20 protein-coding genes are annotated in these 21,628 nt (G+C 33.3%); all 20 read right to left on the bottom strand.

Going from position 1 to position 21,628, the window contains the following annotated elements; all coding sequences use genetic code 11:
- Nucleotides 1-4: 4 nt before the first annotated feature.
- A protein-coding gene (gene prfB, locus AEA09_RS18305; protein WP_156312247.1) for a peptide chain release factor 2 occupies nt 5-1,106 on the bottom strand; the annotation gives its coding sequence in 2 pieces (ribosomal slippage) (nt 5-1,033 and nt 1,035-1,106; 1,101 coding nt in all).
- Nucleotides 1,107-1,324: 218 nt separating this feature from the next.
- Nucleotides 1,325-1,828, bottom strand: coding sequence for a competence protein ComK (locus AEA09_RS18300; RefSeq protein WP_053585390.1), 504 nt, complete (start codon nt 1,826-1,828; stop codon nt 1,325-1,327).
- A gap of 626 nt (nt 1,829-2,454) precedes the next feature.
- Complete coding sequence (gene secA, locus AEA09_RS18295) at nt 2,455-4,965, bottom strand: preprotein translocase subunit SecA (protein ID WP_053585389.1); 2,511 nt, start codon at nt 4,963-4,965, stop codon at nt 2,455-2,457.
- 130 nt (nt 4,966-5,095) lie between these two features.
- Entirely contained in the window at nt 5,096-5,647 is a 552-nt protein-coding gene (hpf, locus tag AEA09_RS18290; protein WP_053585388.1) for a ribosome hibernation-promoting factor, HPF/YfiA family, read from the bottom strand.
- Between the two features lie 89 nt (nt 5,648-5,736).
- The gene (locus AEA09_RS18285) at nt 5,737-6,129 is read right to left on the bottom strand and encodes a PilZ domain-containing protein (protein ID WP_053585387.1); all 393 of its coding nucleotides are present in this window, start codon (nt 6,127-6,129) and stop codon (nt 5,737-5,739) included.
- A gap of 315 nt (nt 6,130-6,444) precedes the next feature.
- A complete protein-coding gene (gene fliS / locus AEA09_RS18280; RefSeq protein WP_053585386.1) occupies nt 6,445-6,855 on the bottom strand; it encodes a flagellar export chaperone FliS in 411 nt (136 codons plus the stop codon).
- Nucleotides 6,856-6,881: 26 nt separating this feature from the next.
- Nucleotides 6,882-7,241 (bottom strand): flagellar protein FliT, encoded by a 360-nt coding sequence (fliT, locus tag AEA09_RS18275; protein ID WP_053585385.1) that lies wholly within the window; start codon nt 7,239-7,241, stop codon nt 6,882-6,884.
- A 19-nt stretch (nt 7,242-7,260) separates the two neighbouring features.
- Entirely contained in the window at nt 7,261-9,909 is a 2,649-nt protein-coding gene (gene fliD / locus AEA09_RS18270) for a flagellar filament capping protein FliD (protein ID WP_053585384.1), read from the bottom strand.
- A gap of 28 nt (nt 9,910-9,937) precedes the next feature.
- The gene (locus tag AEA09_RS18265) at nt 9,938-10,333 is read right to left on the bottom strand and encodes a flagellar protein FlaG (RefSeq protein ID WP_053585383.1); all 396 of its coding nucleotides are present in this window, start codon (nt 10,331-10,333) and stop codon (nt 9,938-9,940) included.
- Between the two features lie 221 nt (nt 10,334-10,554).
- Nucleotides 10,555-11,289, bottom strand: a complete 735-nt coding sequence (fliB, locus tag AEA09_RS18260; RefSeq protein WP_053585382.1) for a flagellin lysine-N-methylase — start codon at nt 11,287-11,289, stop codon at nt 10,555-10,557.
- An 807-nt stretch (nt 11,290-12,096) separates the two neighbouring features.
- The gene (locus tag AEA09_RS18255; protein WP_053585381.1) at nt 12,097-13,206 is read right to left on the bottom strand and encodes a DegT/DnrJ/EryC1/StrS family aminotransferase; all 1,110 of its coding nucleotides are present in this window, start codon (nt 13,204-13,206) and stop codon (nt 12,097-12,099) included.
- 27 nt (nt 13,207-13,233) lie between these two features.
- Nucleotides 13,234-14,181, bottom strand: a complete 948-nt coding sequence (locus AEA09_RS18250) for a Gfo/Idh/MocA family protein (protein ID WP_053585380.1) — start codon at nt 14,179-14,181, stop codon at nt 13,234-13,236.
- Nucleotides 14,175-14,729: an acyltransferase gene (locus AEA09_RS18245; protein ID WP_245622901.1), complete on the bottom strand. Its 555-nt coding sequence runs from the start codon at nt 14,727-14,729 to the stop codon at nt 14,175-14,177. The genes AEA09_RS18250 and AEA09_RS18245 overlap by 7 nt, the downstream gene beginning before the upstream one ends.
- Before the next feature lie 27 nt (nt 14,730-14,756).
- Nucleotides 14,757-15,905 carry a glycosyltransferase family protein gene (locus tag AEA09_RS18240; RefSeq protein WP_053585378.1) on the bottom strand — a complete coding sequence of 383 codons (1,149 nt, stop codon included), beginning with the start codon at nt 15,903-15,905 and terminating at the stop codon, nt 14,757-14,759.
- Nucleotides 15,906-16,224: 319 nt separating this feature from the next.
- Nucleotides 16,225-16,914 (bottom strand): acylneuraminate cytidylyltransferase family protein, encoded by a 690-nt coding sequence (locus AEA09_RS18235; RefSeq protein WP_053585377.1) that lies wholly within the window; start codon nt 16,912-16,914, stop codon nt 16,225-16,227.
- The gene (locus AEA09_RS18230; RefSeq protein WP_156312235.1) at nt 16,911-17,957 is read right to left on the bottom strand and encodes a nucleotidyltransferase family protein; all 1,047 of its coding nucleotides are present in this window, start codon (nt 17,955-17,957) and stop codon (nt 16,911-16,913) included. The genes AEA09_RS18235 and AEA09_RS18230 overlap by 4 nt, the downstream gene beginning before the upstream one ends.
- A 44-nt stretch (nt 17,958-18,001) precedes the next feature.
- Entirely contained in the window at nt 18,002-18,460 is a 459-nt protein-coding gene (locus tag AEA09_RS18225) for a GNAT family N-acetyltransferase (RefSeq protein WP_053585376.1), read from the bottom strand.
- A 19-nt stretch (nt 18,461-18,479) separates the two neighbouring features.
- Entirely contained in the window at nt 18,480-19,475 is a 996-nt protein-coding gene (locus tag AEA09_RS18220) for a GNAT family N-acetyltransferase (RefSeq protein WP_053585375.1), read from the bottom strand.
- Entirely contained in the window at nt 19,472-20,545 is a 1,074-nt protein-coding gene (gene neuB / locus AEA09_RS18215; RefSeq protein WP_053585374.1) for an N-acetylneuraminate synthase, read from the bottom strand. Before neuB ends, AEA09_RS18220 begins: the two co-directional genes overlap by 4 nt.
- Nucleotides 20,546-20,548: 3 nt before the next feature.
- Nucleotides 20,549-21,622, bottom strand: coding sequence for an aspartate aminotransferase family protein (locus AEA09_RS18210; protein WP_053585373.1), 1,074 nt, complete (start codon nt 21,620-21,622; stop codon nt 20,549-20,551).
- Nucleotides 21,623-21,628 lie beyond the last annotated feature (6 nt).

Genomic DNA, 21,628 nt, shown 5'->3' with positions numbered 1-21,628 from the left:
ACTATTATCCGATACGTGAACGTAAATAGGCATTAATGAACGGATCTACATCGCCATCCATTACTGCACTAACATTTCCCGTCTCTTCATTTGTACGATGATCTTTTACCATTGAATAAGGGTGGAATACGTAAGAACGAATTTGTGAGCCCCATCCAATTTCTTTTTGCTCACCACGAATTTCATCGAGTTGTGCTTGTTGTTTATCGATTTCTAATTGATATAGTTTACCTTTTAACATCGTCATACATTTTTCACGGTTTTTAATTTGTGAACGTTCTGCCTGACATTGTACAACTGTCCCTGTTGGAATATGGGTAATACGTACAGCTGAATCCGTCGTATTAATATGCTGACCACCAGCACCAGTTGCACGGTACGTATCAATTTTTAAATCCTCTGTTCGAATATCAACTTCGATATTATCATCAAATTCCGGCATTACATCACAAGATACGAACGATGTATGACGACGACCTGAAGAATCAAACGGTGAAATACGCACTAAACGGTGTACACCTTTTTCAGCTTGTAAATAACCATAAGCATTATGTCCTTTAATGGATAATGTAACCGACTTAATACCCGCTTCATCACCAGGCAGATAATCCACTGTTTCTACTTTGAAACCGCGTTTTTCAGCCCAACGTGTATACATACGTAACAGCATAGAACCCCAGTCCTGAGACTCCGTACCACCCGCACCTGGATGTAACTCTAAAATTGCATTATTTTGATCATACGGTCCACTTAGTAATAGTTGCAACTCAAAATCAGCAATCTTTTGTTTAAATTCAACAAGCTCATTGCCAAGCTCTTCTTGCAATTCCTCATCTGGCTCTTCACGCAATAACTCTAACGTCATATCTAAATTTTCATGCGTATCCACTAACTCTTTATACTCATTAACGATTGCCTTTAAGCCGTTGCCCTCATTGATGACCACTTGTGCTCCATTTTGGTCATCCCAGAAACCTGGCTCTAACATCATTTCATCTAATTCCTGAATACGTGCCTCTTTGTTTTCTAAGTCAAAGAGACCCCCTAAAGTCAGCCAATTTCTTGGCTGTTGTGTCTAACGCATTACGTACATCTGATAATTCAATCATGTATAAATCCCCCGAACATTTTTTATGGATTTCTTCAAAATAAAATCCGTATCGCTTTATTATAGCTTTTTTATTGTAGAAAACATACTTTTTTCAACTATACAGCATAATTTGTAAACTAAAATAGCACGTGCTATTTCATGTCCATCAACATGAAGAGCACGTGCAATATCCATTTCCTAAGTATCTTCTTGATTTAAACCTAAATCCATTCGTTAAAGTATTTTTATATTGTCATTTTGCACCAGCATAAGCTTTGTTCTTTTTTCTAACCTATACTTTAGTACATACGCACGTTGAATACGATGCTCAAATGCTTTTATACTTACATCAACAATAGTTTCACTACCATTAAAAAAAATTACTCTTGTCCTCTTTTTATCAACGGCTTGATAATCATCAATATGATGCACTGCAAACCAAGTACATTCAGGGCTTAAAGGTGATCTACTTGGAAACCACAAGATATTTAATCTTTCTTGCACAATGATTGGGTTCTTATTTAATTTACCTAAAATCATCTTTGAACCATCAAACGCCCCTCTTAAGCTAGAACCAAAATATCGCAAATTAAAATCCATTAATTGAGTCGGTGCTAAATTCGCTACTAACTGACCGTTCTTTTCAATAACACGCGTACATAAATTTCCAAATGAATCATACTCAGGCTTAAACAGCATTGTTTCGTAATTCATAATGTACTTGCTTTCCTTAAACATGTATTTACCTCCTCTAATTTTTTGTCACACTTTCAAAAAAGGAGTATACTAAGTATGTTGGTATACTCCAACGTTTTTCCTCGAGTATGTCTAACTAGGACTTCATTACTCGAGGATTTTTTTATGACACCACAATAAATCACCTCCTTTGTTCAAAGAAAGCTACTTTGTTCACTATTCAACGATAAAATTCATTTGCTGTAACTAAGTGACCAGTCTCATTTTCTTTTAAACAATCTATTCTCCCTACTTTAATTTTTAAGTAAATCCTATTTCGCCTCTATCTAATTTTTACTGACATCTCAGGTTTGGCCTTTAGCATGTGCGCTGCAAGCTCAAGCCTTTTTCTCATGAATAAGAGGTACTTAGTCCTCCACAACTTTCAAAATCTATTCTTTAAGCACGGTTTTCGGCAGTAGAACTATGTATCAAATCCAACTAAATTCCTATTGTTACCATTATTGTATACTGTAAACATTCAATTGTCTATCAATTCTGAATTTTGTTTGTGAACTACGTATATATTCACATTAATTTATAATGAAATCATTTGCACCTTTTACTATAGACAAAAAACAGCCACTTTCAACAATATGTTAAAAGTGGCTGTTTCTATAAAATTACATTTATTGAACTGTACCGTGGCAGTTTTTAAATTTCTTGCCGCTACCACAAGGACATAAGTCATTACGACCAATATTTTCAGCTTTACGTACTGGTCGCTTTTTAGGTGCAGGTGCGCCGTCCTCTTTAGGATTCACAGCCTGTCCTTTCGCAACTTCTTCACGTTCTAAATTACTGCGAATTTCTGCTTTCATTGCATATTTCGCAACGTCTTCACGGATAGAGGCTACCATTTCCTCGAACATCGCAAAACCTTCTGACTGATACTCACGTAGTGGATCATTTTGTCCGTATGCACGAAGGTGGATACCTTGACGTAATTGATCCATTGCATCAATATGATCTATCCATTTCGTATCGATTGAACGAAGTAAAATAACTTTTTCGAACTCACGCATACGCTCTGGTGTCAATTCAGCTTCTTTTTCATCATAACGTCTTTGGACTGCATCTGAAATCAGCTTTGTAATTTCCTCTACAGATTTCCCTTGTAAGTCAGCCGCCTTTAAAACACCTTCATCTAGTAGGTTTCCAGCGACATAATCTTCAATTGCTTTTAGATTCCACTCACTTTGTTCACCTTGCGTATAAAGACCAACAACATGTTCGATTGCTTCTGTAATCATTGACTCAACAAGATCACGCATGTTATCTGTTTCAATAACTTCATAACGCTCTTTGTAAATGATTTCACGTTGCTGACGTAATACATCATCATATTGAAGTAATCGTTTACGTGAATCGAAGTTATTACCTTCTACACGTTTTTGCGCGGATTCAACCGCCTTTGAAACAACTTTCGATTGAAGCGGCTGTGTATCGTCCATACCAAGCTTCATCATCATTGCTTTCATATTGTCAGAACCAAAGCGGCGCATTAATTCATCTTCGAGTGATAAATAGAACTGCGTTACCCCAGGGTTCCCTTGTCGACCAGAACGGCCACGTAGCTGATTATCAATACGGCGAGATTCATGACGCTCTGTACCAATAACCGCTAAACCACCGAGTTCTAATACACCTTCACCTGGTTTAATATCTGTACCACGACCAGCCATGTTTGTAGCAATCGTTACCGCACCTTTTTCACCAGCAGTTGCGATAATTTCAGCCTCACGCTCATGGTTTTTCGCATTCAATACGTTATGTGGTATTTTATGTTTATTTAATAAATCCGAAATAATTTCAGACGTTTCAATCGCAACCGTACCAACAAGCACTGGTTGTCCAGCTTTGTGGCGCTCGGCGATATCTGCCGCCACCGCCTTATATTTTCCTTCCATCGAAGCAAAAATTAAATCTGGACGGTCATCACGTGCAATCGGCTTATTCGTCGGAATCGCAATAACATTCATATTGTAGATATTACGGAATTCTTCTTCCTCTGTTTTCGCTGTACCCGTCATACCGGCAAGCTTTTCATACATACGGAAGTAGTTTTGGAATGTAATTGTTGCCATTGTCATGGATTCATTTTGAATATCCACGCCTTCTTTGGCCTCAATTGCTTGGTGAAGACCATCAGAATAACGACGACCTTTCATTAAACGACCAGTGAAACCATCAACAATAACGATTTCGCCGTCTTGCACCACATAATCGACATCATTATGCATACTGACGTGTGCCTTTAATGATTGGTTAATGGCATGGTTTAAACGCACATGGGTCAAATCGAACAAATTATCGATACCGAATGCTTTTTCAGCTTTTTCGACACCAGCATCTGTTAACGTAACACCCTTTGTCGATTCTTCATACGTGTAATCTGTTTCTGCACTTAACATACGCACAAATGCATTCGACTGCTTATACAGTTGAGCTGATTTCCCAGCTTGTCCTGAAATAATTAACGGCGTACGTGCTTCATCGATTAAAATCGAGTCAACCTCATCGATAACTGCATAATGTAGCGGACGTTGTACACGCTCTTCTTTATAAAGCACCATATTATCGCGTAAATAGTCAAAACCTAACTCATTGTTTGTACTGTACGTAATATCCGCTTCATAGGCAGCTCGTTTTTCTTCTTTAGATAGGCTATTTAAGTTTAGTCCTACTGATAATCCTAAGAAATTATACAGTTGCCCCATTTCCTCAGCATCACGTCCAGCAAGGTATTCATTGACTGTAACAACATGTACACCCTTACCAGTAATCGCGTTTAAATAAACCGCCATTGTGGACGTTAGTGTTTTACCTTCACCCGTTTTCATCTCTGAAATATTACCCTCGTCTAGCGAAGCCGCACCCATAACTTGCACACGGAATGGATACATCCCAAGAACACGCTTTGACGCTTCTCGACAGACTGCAAAGGCTTCAGGTCGAATAGATTCTAAACTCTCGCCATCTGCATAGCGTTTTTTAAATTCTTCTGTCTTTGCTTGTAATTGTTCATCTGAAAGCTGTTCCATCTGAGGAGCAAATGCCTCTACTTGGTCAGCGATTTTTTCTAATCGTTTTAACTCACGTTTGTTGAAATCGAATAATTTATTTAATAGGTTTGCCATGAATTTTTTCACTTCCTATATAGTCTCAACTTTCATTTTACCATTGTCTAACAACTTCATGCAAACTGTCCCTCTTTCGAAAAAAAAGACACAAAAAAACTCCCGCATCAGCGGGAGCTTTATAAGCACATTAAGTTGTTTCAATTAACCCGTACTTGCCGTCGCTACGTTTGTAAACGATGTTCGTACCGTTTGAATCAGCATCAGTAAAGATGTAGAAGTTATGTCCTAACATATTCATCTGTAAAACAGCTTCTTCTTGGTCCATCGGTTTTAAATCGAATTGCTTCGTACGTACAATTGCGTATTCTTCTTCCTCTTGAGACGCATCTCCCACAGCCTGCGTTGTCGCAAAGTAATGACCTACGCCTTCACGCTCACGGAATTTACGATTCACCTTTGTTTTATGTTTACGAATTTGACGTTCTAATTTATCGACAATTAAGTCAACCGCTGCGTACATATCATTGTGACGTTCTTCTGCACGAAGCGTCAAATTTTTTAGTGGAATTGTCACTTCTACTTTTGTTTGTTTGTCATTATAAATTCTTAAATTTACATTAGCATTTGCATTAATATCTTCATTGAAGTAACGTTCAATTTTTTCGATTTTGTTCTCAACGTATTCTCGAATTGCTGGAGTTACCTCAATGTTTTCACCGCGAATGTTAAAGTTTAGCATGTAAACTCCTCCTTTATAAATGCCTATACTATATATTTCAACACGAGTGTGCGAAATCCTTCTGAAAAAGAAAATTATTTTAAAAAAACTTACGCATTGCTCTTTAGCTTTTTCGTCGCCATTATTTCCTTTTTTCGACGAATTTTCAGCTCTTCGACAATTAAACCCTCTATTAGTACTTGATTATTAAAGAAAATGCCATATTGCTTCCCGTTCATATAAGGGCGACTCCACATCACTTCACCATAGGCCACAATTATTTGGGAATCAATAATAAAACGTATTTCCAATTGAGGACTTAGCGCTTTTCCAGCATTAAGATCTACTGTTGAAAACATTTTAATCCCTTTAGGACTAATGTCAAGTATTCCTCCTATTGCCGCTTCATCTTTGACTGCTCTTCCATTCTCAACAATTGTAAATGTTGTTTGTAGTGGTTCTTCAAATTTATATCGGAACCCCTCTGTACGTTTGAAAAACATAAACTACACCCCCACACAATAAATTACCTTTTTTTACTTAATCATTATTATCCAGAAACACAGGGTATTAAACTAGAGTAGGAAGTAGCAGTTTTGATGACCATTTTGTGCCTATTTTAAACATAATTACGAAACCATAATATTCATTTTTCTTCTTAGCTCAATTCATCTTACATAAATAATAATACCCAATCATTTTTTAATGAAACATTGTAAAAGATTTCATTAATTATATTTCTCCTATGAATTTAAATCTAATTAAACGAAAACAAATCATCTTGTTATTAACAAGATGATTTGTTTTAATCATGTATTTTATACGTGTGCTTCATTTCCACTACCATACTGTTGTTGACGGTTAATGCGAAGAACTTCCTTCCACGTATCGCGGAATTCCGTCACTAATCCTTCAACCTCTTCAATAAGAGTAACATCATTTTGAATGTTAGCCTCTACAAGACGATGGTTCATATATTCATATAATGGTAACATCTGTTTAGAAATCTCAATATCCATATTTAATGTAGACATTAGTTCAGCAATGATGGCCTGTGATTTCAAAAGGTTTGTATTCTTTTCTTGAACATTTTTCTCATGAATAGCTGTTTTTGCTTTATTTAAGAACTTCAAACAGCCATTGTATAGCATTAGCGTTAGTTCACCGGGTGAAGCTGTTGTTACACTATTTTGTTTGTACGCGTTGTAAGCCGATGTTTGTGCTGTCAATCAAAACACTCCTTTTGAAGCTATTGTTAATTCTTTTTGTCATAATAACGTCCATCCATCACTTGCACACTTGCATAAGGATTCATATACTGCTGTTCATTTTTCTTCGCATTTTGTAAATCCTTCATATCCGCCTGAATAGACTTCATCACTTTATCTAAGCGTCCTTGAATGCCTTTATCCAACTCTGCTAATGTCGCGTGGGCCTTACTCATTAAATCCACCTGAAAGCCCTCGTGCTGTAGCTGATCTATTAATTGACCACGTTCATCTAAATACAGATGAATCTTTTCGATAAAATTATCACGTTCGTCTTCTGATGGCAAGACAGTTAAATGCTGATATAATTTTGCAGACACCTGTAATACAGCTTGTACGGTATTCATATTTGCACCCACCTATTTCCTATCCTTGCTGCGCGAACATTGACGATTGTGAATTCGCCTTGTTAATTGCCGATTCCATTGCCGAGAATTGTTTCCAGTAGCGTGCTTCGATGTTTTTAAGCTTAGCTTGCCATGTGTCAATGCGCTTCCCTGCATCAATTAGACTTTTTCCGATGGAGTACTCTGCATCCGTCATTGTCGAACGACCCGCTTTTTTCTCGATAGTAATTTCAAATGATTTCATTGATTCACGTAATTTTTCTAAATAGCCACGTGTATCTGCTGTTTTAGTTGATACTACACCTGTTTCAGGATCTGTAACTTGGATTGTATCATCTTTTTTACCCTCACTATTTTTTAATAACTTTTCAACTGCATCTGGATCTTCTTCCAATGCTTTACGTAATTTAACTTCATCAATTTCCAGTGTGCCGCCTTCGTTATAATTTTTCGATGTCGTAATACCGATGTTAAATAACGTATTAAATTTAGAATCTGCCATACCTGGATTCGATTGATAAACTAAAGAGCGCATATCAGACAATCCACTACGAATAAGCGCATCACTTCGTAATAAGCCACTCTTTGCTTTCTCTTCCCATAACTTAATTTCATTTTCTGACATATCTTCTTTTTGCTCAGCTGTCAATGGAGTATAATCACGGTATTTTGATTCGCCTGTTTGATTCTTTAAGTCTTTTATTAACCCGTTATACGTGTTCACAAATTCTTTAATTTTAGTCATCATATCGTCTACGTTTGTTGTAGAAGTCATAGTGACAGGAGGGGCTGTGCCAGCTGGAATATCCTTTTCTTCAATTAAACCTGGATCATATGGTTTATTTGGGTCATCGCCCGCTACATAATCTTTATTAAATTGTTGTTTATATGCATCTTTGAAATTTGCAAGACCTGTTACTTGGCGGTCTACTAACGCTTGATGATCTTTTTCTTTTGCTGTTTTGTCTGCCAACTTAGCTTGAGCGTCAATTTGTTTTTCAGCTAATCCACTTAGATTTGTTAATTGTGTGCTGTCCATATCACGAAGTACACTTTTTTGTGAATCCGATAATTTGGATAGCTTTTCACCTAATGCCTTTTCTTCTTCATTGGCAGAATTTTTCCATGCATCGATTTGCGCATTGAACTCTTCAGCCGTTCCTTTTTTTGTTGAATCCTTTAAAAGACCTTGTTCTGCAGCGCTTAAACCACTTAGGAAGCCTGCACCAAGCGTATAATATTTCGATTCATTTTGCATTGCTTGAAGTTCAGTATCTTTTACAGATTTCAATGAATTGAATTGCTCTAAAGTAACATTACCTTCTTTTAGCTTTGCTTTTAAATCTGCATCCGCTGTATCATCCTTTAACCAAGTTTGATAAGCAGCATCATCACTGAATCCTTTTAATTTCAGTGTAGATAAATCTGCTGAACTTAACTGATTCATTGTTTTGCTACCAATTGAATCATAAATCGATTGAGCAGATAGCTTTTGCAATTTGTCGTAATCTAATGCTTGTACACCCTGTGCTTGGGATAATGTAATATTTTCATCTTTTAATTTCGCTTTCAATTTTGCATCCGCTGTATCATCATTTAACCAAGTTTGGTAGGCAGCATCATCAGCAAAGTTTTGTGCCTTTAACGTTTCAACCTCAGCTGAAGTTAAGTTACGTGCAAATTCTGTATTATTAATTTTTGTAAAGTTAGACCAATCTGTTGATGAAACAGCTACGCCAAATAAATTTGCTTTTGCTGCAATAAATGCCTCATTAGCATCTCTATAAGCTGTTGACGCTTTTTCAGAAGCTGTAAAAGCATCTGAAATTTTTATATCAAAATCACCTGAAGATGTATTTTTCCATTCTATATAGGCAGAATTATATTTATCAGCTGTAGTTTTCGCGCCATTAAATGTATCTTTTAACGTCACATTATAGCCATTAATTGTGAATGAGTTTGATGTACGCTCAGTTGCAATTCCGTTTACTTGGAATATCGCATTTTTGCCTTCTTCTGTTACAAGATTCGACATGCCCAGCTTTGAGAAAATATCACTGCCCGCAGCATCTGTAGAAATTGCTGGTTTTCCATTTATTTCTTTACCTGTATTTTTCGCCGTAATTGATAAACGACCGCCTTCGAAAATTGCACTTACACCGGCATTGCTAGAGTTAATTTTGCTAACTAAATCATCAACCGTCATATTTGCATCTAATTTAATTCCCGCTGACTCTACAAGCTTACCTTGTGAATCAATAGCGCTAATTTTAAATTCAGAAGAAGTATCAATTTTCAATGCGCTTAATTTCGTAGAACCAGCTGCATTAATCTGATTTCCTAGACCACGAGCTGCCGAAGCAAGTTGAGAAACCCCTTCAATAGACAATGTTCCTGTGGCTTTACCAGTAGCAATAGCAGAAACTAAATTTGAATTTGAGCTTGTTGCTGTTTTAGAATTTAAAGTCTTTAAAATCAAATTATCCGAAATATAAGTATCCAATGCTTTTAATTTTGTATTAACACCTCGATAGGCATCACGCTGCCATTCGTATGTTTGTTTCTTTTGAGTTAATTTATCTAGGGGTGCACGCTCAGCCTTCATTAATTTTTTTACTAACTCATCGATATCCATTCCGGACGCTAATCCACCAATTCGCATTACCATACAATTTTCCTCCTTGTTTTAAACCGTTTTAAATTTTTTCATCTACAACCATGCCTAGCATTTTTTGCATTTCGTAAAATGCATCTAAAAGCTTTTTCGGCGGGATTTCTTTGACTACTTCATCTGTATCTTTATTGACTACGGTTACATAATAACGTTCTAAACCTTCATGATAAATGAACTTTGAAGCACTATGGTTTACTTCAAGCATTTCGTTCATCTTTTTGACTGCCTCTTGAACTTTCGCCTTCGTTTCTTCGCTATTATCAGTCGGTTTTATTTGCATTGTTACTGTTGGGTCTACCTTCTGTTCTTTAGCAGTTTCGCTTCCTTGCTTCACTGCTTTTTCTGCTGTAGGTACATTATTAGAAACTGGTTTACTTCCTCGTACTGAATCCATATCTACATTTCCTGAAATACGCATGTTTTCCATCCTCCTTGAATCTAACACAGGCGCTACTATTTGTAATATCGGATAAAAAAAAGAGAATTTCAGTTTTTCTTTGATTGAGCTAGAAAAAACTGAAATTCTTGAAATTAATTTTTAATTAAGATAAACATATGCGCCATTGTAATATATCCTGATTCCTCCATGCCTTTACGTACCCCTTGTAAATAGACAGGATTATGTTCAATAGTTTTTCCCTATTGTTGCACACATTCAATCACCATTTCTTCATTTAAATGCTTTTGTTTTGCGGCCATACCAATAAGGTGCAATTTAATAAGATTAAAATGAATAATAAGCATCATATAGCTTTCAAACAGTGAATTATAATCATTTGGGAATAGATTTTTAAACACATAGTTGAATATATAATTTTCTAGCATATACTGTTGTTTTTTTATGAATGGTTCATAGAAGCTCTCAAAGGAATCTCTATATTTTAATATAGTCTTTTCAATTTCAAACTCTTCTTTATCCTCATCTAATTCTAATCCTTCTACTAACTGATTTAATATTACTCCATATTTTTTTGAAGTTATTCCATCTGATATACGATAACGAATTAAATCTCGTGCTAAATTTATTTGGAATTTTAGATTACCTTCAATATTTTTTAACGACTCGATGAATTCCTGATTATCTAAACGACTTAAATAATCCTGCATAATTACAGGTAATTCCAGCTCCAATTCTCTTAGGTTTAGTTGCTCAATTTTTTGAATAAATAATCCTAAAATAATTAAACGAATTTCAATGGAATGTTGTCGATTTTGCATAAGCTGAATTGTAAATATGCGTAAATTCCAAAAATGTGAATGTTTTTCTAAATTGAGAACATTACTGATTAATCCACGAGTATTTTTAGGTTCCTCTGTCTCAATAAAACCTAAACCTTCTTCACGTAATAGAACAACCCTTGCTGCTTCAGGCAAGATAAAGTTAAACTTTTTTCTTTAATACCACCAACCTGTGTCAAGCTTCTTGGATAAATAGCACATGTATTACATAAAAATTCTTCCCCTAATTCCTTATGTATACTGCAAAGTCCATCTTCTAACATCATGTGGCAATTTTTATTTTCATCAAAGTAAATTTTGCATAATTCGATTCATCGTTATTTTTCCGATCTCTTTTTACATATTTTTGTAGTTTCTCCACCATGCTAAACTTGATTTACTTAAAAGTAATTAAGTAGGAGGTACTGATTAATTCCCTTAACGTATTTTTTGGCCAGCTAGCTTTGTAAATTAAACAAAATTTTTTGAATCTATTTTCAAAATATATCCCCTAAAGATACCCTTAGAATCATTTCTATATTCATTATGAGTATATGAAGTGAAATGACAGTTTCTCCCGTCTGTTTCGGGGTTTTAAACGTACTTGAATAAAGTTTAGCCCACACTTGCGCTTACCTTCGCCTATTTCCCTTTGATTGATATTCAATAAAGAATATATTTTAAGTAACGAGTCACTTATAACACACTTTTTTATAAAGAACAACAGTAAATAACCAGTATGTAATGCATCCCGTTTTGACAATTCTAGTTTAAGCATAGACACTTTACCTACTTCATATGCACTTCACTTTCGCAAAATAACCGCTTCCACCATTCATGAAGCTTATCAATAAGCCATCCTTGTAGTTTAATTGGACTCTGGAAGCTAAAATTTAAAAAATCCATACAATTATTAATTTCTCTTTCAAATGTCCTAGCTACAGGTACCATTTTAGATTACTTTTATGAAAAATATTTTTTTATTAATCCACAAACAATTTCAATTTGGCTTTCTGTTATATGTGGCCATATTGGTAAACTTAATACTTGTTTAGATGCCAATTCACTTACAGGGAAACTTAAATTAGAATATAATTCATTATAAACTGGAAGCTTATGTATAGGTTTAGAATAATAAATCATAGACTGAACTCCGTTATCAAGTAAATATTGATATAAATCATCTCTATTTTCTTCTAAAACTCTAATAGTAAATTGATGATAAACATGATTACAATTTGCTTTTTCAATAGGTAACTTTATTGAAGAAATGTCCTTTAACTTCTTGCAATATAAATCAGCAACATTTTTTCTTTTACTATTCCATTCATCTAAATACTTTAATTTTATATTTAATATTGCTGCTTGAATTTCATCTAATCTAGAATTATATCCAAATAGTTCATTAGAATATTTATCTTTGCCGCCATGAACTCTTAGTTTTTTTGCCACTTCAGCAACTTCAAATTCATTAGTAACAATTAAGCCTCCATCTCCATATGCTCCTAAATTTTTAGTAGGAAAGAATGAAAAGCATCCTACATTTCCGAAAGTACCGACTTTCCTCTCTGCAATCTTGGCACCAAATGCTTGCGCAACATCTTCCACTATTTTTAAATTATATTTATTTGCAATAGCAATAATTTCATCCATATTAGCCGGGTGTCCAAAAATATGTACTGGTAAAATTGCAGTAGTTTTAGCAGTAATCGACTTTTCAATTTCTACTACATCTATATTAAAATCATTTATATCAATATCTACCAAAATTGGAGTTGCACCAATTAATTCAATCGCCTCTACAGTTGCAAAAAACGTGAATGGAGTAGTAATTACTTCATCACCTTTTTTTACACCAATAGCTCTCAAAGCAATTATTAATGCATCTGTTCCAGAATTTACGCCAACTGCATATTTTACACCTAAGTATTCAGCTACTTGTTGTTCAAACCTTTGCACTTCATCTCCAAGTATAAATTTACCGGAATCTAAAACATTTGAAATACTAGTTAAAAAATCACTTTTTAATAACTCTATTTCTCCTTTTAAATCAAAAATCGGAATATTACTCATATTTCCTCCTTGAATTTTCTTATAATTTTATATTAATTTCTCAGCAAATTGAATTGCCCTTAAACCATCTTCACCAGAAATAAAAACTTTTTTATCACTAACAACTGCATCAATAAAATCTGAATCTTGATCAAATAAAGGTTCATAATTAGGCACATATACTTTCTCAACTATATTTTCCTGCCTATAAGTAGCTTCACCAATGATTTTCTGTAAATTAGTCCTCTTACATATTTGAATATTCTTTGTTAGATAATCCGCAAAAATATAAGAATGTAAAGTTGTTATAGCTATTGATCGGATTTTTTCCTCTGTAACTCTACTTGCGGTTACATTAAGAAGTATACCTGAAGATGTTTCCGCAACCATTGCAACATGATCTGATCTAGATTCTGAATATATACTTTTTTTTACAACACCTTTAATATCAATTTCATCATTTAATAAATAAAATAAAACATCTATATCATGAATCATTAAATCAAAAATAACATCAGTGTCGTGAATCCTTGGATCAAAACTACTTAATCTTTTTATATCAACGGATATAATTTCCTCATCCACCAGTATTCTCTTCAATTCTCTAACTATTGGATTGTATCTTTCTATATGTCCTATTTGGATTTTCACTCCATTTTTATTCGCTAAACTAATCAAATCTTTAGCTTCTAAACTACTTAATGTGAACGGTTTTTCGATAAAAATATCTTTTCCTTTTTGTATAATTTTTTTGGCTATCGAATAGTGAGAAGAAGTAGGCGTTATTACAAATAAAACATCTGATAAGTCTATAATCTCATCTAATATATATATAGGGCTCACATTATATTTAAGTGCTGTACTTTCAGTCACTTCTCTAGAAATATCGAAAACATTAAATAAAACGCCCAGCTGTGATAAAACCCTAACATGATTTTGCCCCATATTACCTAATCCAATTACTCCTACTTTCAGTTCTTTGGATTTTCTTAACATATTTTCTCTCCATCAAAAAAAATTCCACAAACTTCACATTTTTTGTTTTCATTTATTTTCACACCGCATTTACAAACATATCCAATAATTATTGAAGGATTTCCTACGACTAGAGCATAATTAGGTACATCAGTTGTTACAACTGCACCTGCACCCACCATTGCATATTCGCCTATAACATTGCCACAAATTATCGTAGCATTAGCTCCTATAGAAGCTCCTTTACACACTTTAGTTTCAACTTTTTTCCAGTCTCTATTAAATGATCTTGGAAATAAGTCATTAGTAAATGTCATATGTGGTCCTAAAAATACGTCATCTTCAATTTGAACTCCTTCAAAAATTGAAACACCATTTTGAATCTTTACCGAAGTTCCGATTTTTACATTTTTATCTATATAAACATCTTTACCTATGTTACAATTCTCACCTATTTCTGCATTCTCCCTTACTTGAACACCTTTCCAAATATTCGTTCCCTTTCCTATTTTAGAATCTCCAGACACCTCTGCTGTTGCATGAATAATAATTTGTTTTTCCTGCATCATATTCACTCCCAAACTATGCAAAATTTATTATAAGTCAATTACTTTTTCTTTATGAAACATAAAAATCTCCAATATATGTTTCGCTCGCTTTTCAAATGTATGGTTGTTATAAATATCATCTAGTAATGCTTTGTCATAGAATTCTTCATTATTTTTGCTAAGAATTTTATCTATTTCACTATAAATAGTATTTAATTCTTTTAGATTATAAAAAAGTATTTTCGGATTATTTAATTCATCTAAATATGCGGAATAATTAGAAAGTACATATGTGTTATTAGCAATTCCTGCAAATGCTCTTTCGTGAGATCCATCTCTTAAAAATGGAGCGGCATTAATTAAAATTTTTGCTTTTGAAATTAACTTCTGTGATTCGTAATAATTAACTGATTCATTAATATTTACATTGGATAACTCAGTTAATTGAGAACTTCCCCATCCGTTACCGAAAATTTCTATATTATAACCTTTCCTAGCTAATTCTAGTAATAGTTGTTCTCTTTCTTTAGAGTAAATATATCTTCCAATGTTAATAAAATGACTAATTAAAAAATGGCTATTTTCTGTATTTAAACTCACTCCCTTATTTTCAAGGAAATTCAATCCATCATACAAATAATGTACATTTCTATCTTCTAAACATACTTTTAATATTTGATTATAGTATTCAAATAAAATTGGTGAAGAACTCTCTAAGGTTTTTAATGATTCTAAATAATCCCGACCACTAGAGTAACTTCCTAAAAACACCAAATCATATTCTTTTTCATTTTCAAGATAATTAACTTCTAAAGCTGCATGTGGTAAAAAATAGGCATTTCTATTTACCCCTAAACCTTCTAATATTTTAAAATCAAACCTATCAACAACCGTTAATATATCATGACTTCTTAACGATAATATCCGTTCAATATGATCATTCGCATGGTCGGCTAAATACATAATTATCGGTTGTTGAATTATTTTAGTTAAATCAGGCAACCCCCATCCATTAACCGAAACATAAAAATCTATATCATCAGCAAATCTAAGCTGGTGATGATATTTAAGATCATATACAGTTACTTCTATTCCAAGTTTATTAAATCCCTTTTCTAATTCTAGCGTCCAACTACGCATAACATCATATTGAGACATCCCACGTATAATCCCGACTTTTTTCACTGAAAAATCCATAACTTTTCTCCCTTTTTAAATATTGATATATCAGTAGCTCAAAAAACTATTGTTCAACACGTGCATCAGTCTTTATTAGATAATTTTTGACTCAATATTCGGATATTGAAATACTTAATGACCCCTTGAGATTTTACAAAGAATCTAACAATTACATTAATTGATTCACTATGAATTGTATTAATGAACTCGTATATTTTTTAAGATTTTCTCCGTAGACTTTAGACGAAATATCACAGCGAACTTGTAGGAGAGCACCTCCTTAAAACTGACTACGCTAATTTATGGTAATGTAATCGCCTGCTATAGAAACATTATACTAGTAACATATTTCTTTCTTTTCCAAAATAATATTAGCAAATAGCAAATCTAACTCTGTATCTATGTCTAATGAATTACTGAATTTCATAACATATGCCTTTGTACTAGCATCAATAAATGACTTCCTTTGTACTAATTTTTTTACCTTCCCTACATAAACTGCCCCATTAAGTGCATAAACTTTCGGTAGTTCTTGACGTCTTACGATTCGCTTTTCCTGTTTTAATAATGGCACCATTTTGTCATTTTCGATTTTATACATCCAATAAGGCGACTTATCTGATTCTGTAACAGAAACACAAAAATCTTCACCGCTAGTAAGTAGTTTTTCAATACACCCATCTATATCCCCAACAGTTCGTAGGGGGGAGGTAGGCTGTAGTAATACAACATAATCATATCCTGGACATTGCTCTAATGCATGAAGGACTGGTTCTATTCCAGGTGTATCATCCTGTGCTAATTCTAATGGACGTTTAAATGGTACTTCGCATCCATATTTTTTGGCCACTTCAATAATTTCATCATCCTCTGAAGACAAAATGACACGATCAATATATTTTGATTTTTTTGCTTCTTCAATTGTCCATGCGATTAATGGTTTTCCAGCCAGGTCTTTAATATTTTTTCGCGGAACCGCTTTCGAACCACCACGAGCTGGAATTACTGCTAGTATTTTAGGTTTCATATGAGAGAGAGCTCCTTATATTTTTGATTAGCACGATGAAAATCATCTACCTGCCCAATATCTAACCAATACTCATGAATTGGAAATACAGAAGTTTTCATACCATACTCAATCAAGGTTTCAAATAATGTAGGCATATCATAATATGTATCATTAGGTATGTAATCGAATACTTCCGGACTTAATACATAAATTCCAGCATTCACAAAGCTGCGATGGACAGGTTTTTCTTTAATCGATATTAAATCTGTTCCCTTTGTTTCAATTACACCATAAGGAATTTGAAATTCATATTCTCGTACACACATCGTTGCAACTGAATTTTGTTCTGAGTGAAATTGCATAAGTTGATCAAAATTCACCTGTGTTAATAGATCTCCATTCATCACAAAAAATGGCTCTGACGGGCGATGCTCTATTAATGATAAAGCTCCGGCAGTTCCCATTCTTTTTTGTTCTTCAATATAATCAATTGTAATTCCTAACGCTTCACCACTTTGAAAATAGTTCTGAATTACTTCTTTTTTATAATTTACAGAAAAAATGAAATTCGAATAGCCATATTGCTTGAAACCATCGACAATTGTTTCAACAATTGGCTTATTACCTACACGTAACATTGGCTTTGGGATGTCATTTGTTAGTGGACGTAATCTTGTACCTAAACCACCTAACATTAAAATCACTTGGTTTTCATTCGTATTTATTGATAAGTCATCAATAAATAGCACATCAACAATTTGATTGTGTTCATTTGTAATTGGTAGTTGCTTCAGCTTTTTTATTTTCATCAATTGCTTATATTTGCTAGCATTTTGACCACTTTTAGCACTTATTGGATTTTCATTCATAATTGAACGGATTGGTACATCAAGTCCTTCACCACGCAAAATTCCACGGCGAATATCACCATCCGTTACTGTCCCAAGTAAATGATTTTGTTCATCTACAACAACTGCAAATTGAAGGGCTGTTTTATTGATTATTTCCATTGTTTCAAATAAAGTTGTGCTTATTAAAACTATTATTTTCTTCCAATTCACAAAAAAACCTCCCCTAAATATTCAGCATAATCTTGCTACTAATATCAGACTTGATATAATAATAACTTCATTTCGTTAATATCTTTTGTTTTATTAGTAACTCTATAACCGGCCTTTTCATGAATTTTAATAGAAGCCAAATTATCATCTAAAATCCACGCTTGAATTGGCTTAGCCAAATAATTTTCCTGGCAATAATGAACTGTTCTACTAACAATTTGGCTTCCATATCCTAGTCCACTAAATTTGTTTGATACCGCAACTGCAGTTTCTATACTTTGATATGCATCAATAAAATCTACATACGCATATCCTACAGCATTATTATCCACTTCCAAAATTAATATTTCTCTCACATTACTTTCAAGTTGTTTAAAAAACCACACTTTTAACTGTTCATAATTAGGTTCTTTTTCATGACCTGTCCAATACATATTTTCAGGCTCACTTTTAATATAAAAAAAGAAATCATAATCAGCATCTATAGCTTTTCTTAATAACATGTTTCTTTTCACCCAACCTTTATCTATAAAACAATATTCTATCTTTTCTATTATCGGTATTATTCAAATAAATTCGATTAAACTCTTCATATTTCAATGTATTAAATATTTTATAGCCTATTAGAAATGGATGGATATCTTTTGAAAAGCCTTGTTTAAAGAAAAGAAGGGAATTAGCTGGGTCATTATTTGTCCCTCCACCTAAGTAAAGTTTCTGCACATTTTGTGTCTTGGCAAATTCAGAAAATTTATAAAGTAACAAATGACTTATATTTAATGTTCTACCCGCACTTGTTGTTGCAGATAAATGATAATCAGCTAGTTCGTCACATATCATAAAAATAGCCCCCCCCAATATTTCACCCTTTTCTGTAAGGGCATTAAATAAATAGACATCCTTATGCTCTAATAAACTTTTTATATATTTTTTACTAAAAAAGTATTCTTCTGAAGCTTGTTTCTGATTCATTAAGCTAGTATATATTTCATAAAATTTATCGATATAATATTCATCTTTAGATGCTATCACTTGAATAGAGTTTTTTTCTGTTGCTCGTAAGGCTGTTTTTACTCTTGTACTAAAGCTTTTGAATATGTTCTCAATATTTAAATTTATAGATACTGTATTACGATTATTTAATATATCTCCATAATAGTATTTTTCATTTTTTATAAGTGGATGGAAACGAACGAATTCAACAAGTATTCTATATTCATTGCACAAAGAATTATACTCATCTATTACTCTTGCTTTAAATACTTCATCTCCTAAAATCAAAGGCCCCCCATATCCATAGGGCGTTTGCAAATCTTTATAATTCTCAAAACCTATATCCCCAATTAAAGCTGCATGATAAAAAATTTGCCCCTGCTCTTCTTTTACAAAATAAATAGGTTCCAAATCATTTGATTCCTGACTACTGGCCTCTACAAATAGCGGATGATAATAAAATGACTTCTTGTGATTATCTATTTTATTAAAGAATGCTAATGCTTGTTCGAAATCTACAATCATTGCAAATGTATCTCCTCATCTTTATCAAAATTCTTACCTGCTTTAAATTTTTGGACTTCCCAATAATGCATTGGTGAAATTCCCGAACCTGGTCTTTTAATGGTGATATTTTCCTCCGTTAGTGAAGCTCCTTTTTCGATCAATATTTTAGCAACAATGCTTTTTCTAGCAATTGGGATATTTTTGACCTCAGATGGTGAAGGTATCTTTATTCCATGTCCCATGGCTTTTTCTACTAATCGAATTGCACACACTAATTGTGAAAATTCTTCTGGTTCTGAAGAAGCTTTGTGATCTGGTCCATTTGCTGTTTTATCATAGGTAATATGTTTTTCTATAATGGTTGCACCCTTCGCAACTGCCGCTATAGATACAGTATTACCCTCAGTATGATCTGAATAGCCTACAGGTAGATGAAATGCATTTACCATTGTTTCCATTGCTCTTAAATTCACGTCTTCTATTGGAGCTGGATATTCAGTAGTACAGTGCAATAATGTTACATATTTCTTTAACATTCTTTGCCCCTCTATGCTATTAAAAGCAATTTTAAAGTTTTCTATAGAGGGTTTGTCTAAACCTAACAAGCCGAATGCTATTACACTCAGAGCCTCCTGAATATCTGCTAATGTTGACATTCCTGTTGATAAAATAATTTTGGGTTTGTACTGAGCGATTTTCAAAAGATAAGGTGCATTTGTAATTTCACCCGATGGTATTTTTATTGTTTTTAGCTGTAATTCCTTTAATAAAAAATCTACACTCGGTAAGTCAAACGGTGTTGACAAAAACTCAATATTCTTCACTTCACAGTACATTTTCAATTCTTTAAAGTCTTCAAATGTTAATTCCAATTTTTTTACCATTTCTAACTGACTTTCATCATTCCCTGTATTAGAAATTTGATATTCAGCTTTTGGTGCATATGTACTTATAACTTCTTCACTAATGTACGTCTGAAATTTCACTGCATTAGCTCCGGTATTTTTCGCGATATCAATTAATTTTTTTGCAGTACTTATATCACCATTATGATTTACTCCTGCTTCTGCAATAATATATGTGTCCATAACTTAACCTCCGTAATATAGCCCTAAACATTCAACTATATAATCTATTTCCTTCATTCCTAATCGTTGATCTATAGGAATAGTTAATACACTGTTACTCAGTTGCTCATCTTCTTTATCTAATGTAAAACTTAATTTCCAATGAATGGGACAAAAAATATTTTTTTCAATTAAGAAAAACCTTAAATTATCTCTTTCCTGCTCAATTTGAACTGCAAAACCTAATGGAACTTCATCTTCAGCAAGCTGATTAAATAGGGGTACTATTTTATAATTAAAAAATAATTTCTCTTCTAATTTCTCATATAAATACCTCCAATTTGCGATGCGTTGCTTTTTAATTAATTCAAAATCTAGACGCTCCATTACATATTTTGAAAGAGATGAAATTGATTTTGGAATAACTACATTATTTAAAGAAGCCTCACTGTCTTTCAATTCATTTATAAAATACTCACTTTTTTCTGTCCAGCTTCTAATTATTTTCCCTTTAAGCTGATTTTCTAGAAATAAAGTATCAGGATTTTCTAAATTTAATTTAATTGGCAAATTACTCACTAATAACGCACCGTCTATTTGTGGTGTGAACTTACGAAAACTAAATATTTGATAATCACTAATCTCATTTTTAAACTCACTTAAAGATGATTGTACATAATCTTCTATCACAAAAAATTTCCTATTTGGTAAAGAATTTAACCAATTAACAACCGTAAAATTTTGATGACCAAAATAGTGTGCAAATAAAAAAATCTCTCCTTCTTGCACAAATGGTTTTTGCGCCAGATTATTTATTGTTTTTCCTAGTGAATAATATTTAATTTCATAATCTCGTTCATAAAATGGTTGTTTTACTGCATCACATATATAAGTTGGTAGATGAACAATCTTCTTGTCAGATTTTCTTTCAATATCTATGAGAGCTAATAAAATAGCAGATCGACCTATATCAGTCCAAATATAATTCCTTATCTTAAATGAAAACATTTCCGATACAATTCTTTCAAATGAAGAAATCGGTTCCTCTACTAATAGCTTAGTTGATAATTCAAAATCTCCTCCAACACGAATACTCACATTACT

This window comes from Lysinibacillus contaminans (genome assembly GCF_001278945.1).
In the GTDB taxonomy this organism is placed as follows: Bacteria; Bacillota; Bacilli; order Bacillales_A; family Planococcaceae; genus Lysinibacillus; species Lysinibacillus contaminans.
This window is presented reverse-complemented; position numbering and strand designations above follow the sequence as displayed.

What these genes read in the sequence shown, in the direction of transcription:
- AEA09_RS18250 (WP_053585380.1), bottom strand. Translation starts at nt 14,181, where the DNA reads ATGTTAAGAAAATCCAAAGAACTGAAAGTAGGAGTAATTGGATTAGGT.
- secA (WP_053585389.1), bottom strand. Translation starts at nt 4,965, where the DNA reads ATGGCAAACCTATTAAATAAATTATTCGATTTCAACAAACGTGAGTTA.
- AEA09_RS18235 (WP_053585377.1), bottom strand. Translation starts at nt 16,914, where the DNA reads ATGAAACCTAAAATACTAGCAGTAATTCCAGCTCGTGGTGGTTCGAAA.
- hpf (WP_053585388.1), bottom strand. Translation starts at nt 5,647, where the DNA reads ATGCTAAACTTTAACATTCGCGGTGAAAACATTGAGGTAACTCCAGCA.
- neuB (WP_053585374.1), bottom strand. Translation starts at nt 20,545, where the DNA reads ATGGACACATATATTATTGCAGAAGCAGGAGTAAATCATAATGGTGAT.
- AEA09_RS18240 (WP_053585378.1), bottom strand. Translation starts at nt 15,905, where the DNA reads ATGGATTTTTCAGTGAAAAAAGTCGGGATTATACGTGGGATGTCTCAA.
- AEA09_RS18300 (WP_053585390.1), bottom strand. Translation starts at nt 1,828, where the DNA reads ATGTTTAAGGAAAGCAAGTACATTATGAATTACGAAACAATGCTGTTT.
- fliD (WP_053585384.1), bottom strand. Translation starts at nt 9,909, where the DNA reads ATGGTAATGCGAATTGGTGGATTAGCGTCCGGAATGGATATCGATGAG.
- fliT (WP_053585385.1), bottom strand. Translation starts at nt 7,241, where the DNA reads ATGAATACCGTACAAGCTGTATTACAGGTGTCTGCAAAATTATATCAG.
- AEA09_RS18225 (WP_053585376.1), bottom strand. Translation starts at nt 18,460, where the DNA reads ATGTTATTAAGAAAAGCTATAGATGCTGATTATGATTTCTTTTTTTAT.
- AEA09_RS18220 (WP_053585375.1), bottom strand. Translation starts at nt 19,475, where the DNA reads ATGATTGTAGATTTCGAACAAGCATTAGCATTCTTTAATAAAATAGAT.
- AEA09_RS18285 (WP_053585387.1), bottom strand. Translation starts at nt 6,129, where the DNA reads ATGTTTTTCAAACGTACAGAGGGGTTCCGATATAAATTTGAAGAACCA.
- AEA09_RS18255 (WP_053585381.1), bottom strand. Translation starts at nt 13,206, where the DNA reads ATGAGTAATATTCCGATTTTTGATTTAAAAGGAGAAATAGAGTTATTA.
- AEA09_RS18245 (WP_245622901.1), bottom strand. Translation starts at nt 14,729, where the DNA reads ATGATGCAGGAAAAACAAATTATTATTCATGCAACAGCAGAGGTGTCT.
- AEA09_RS18265 (WP_053585383.1), bottom strand. Translation starts at nt 10,333, where the DNA reads ATGCGTATTTCAGGAAATGTAGATATGGATTCAGTACGAGGAAGTAAA.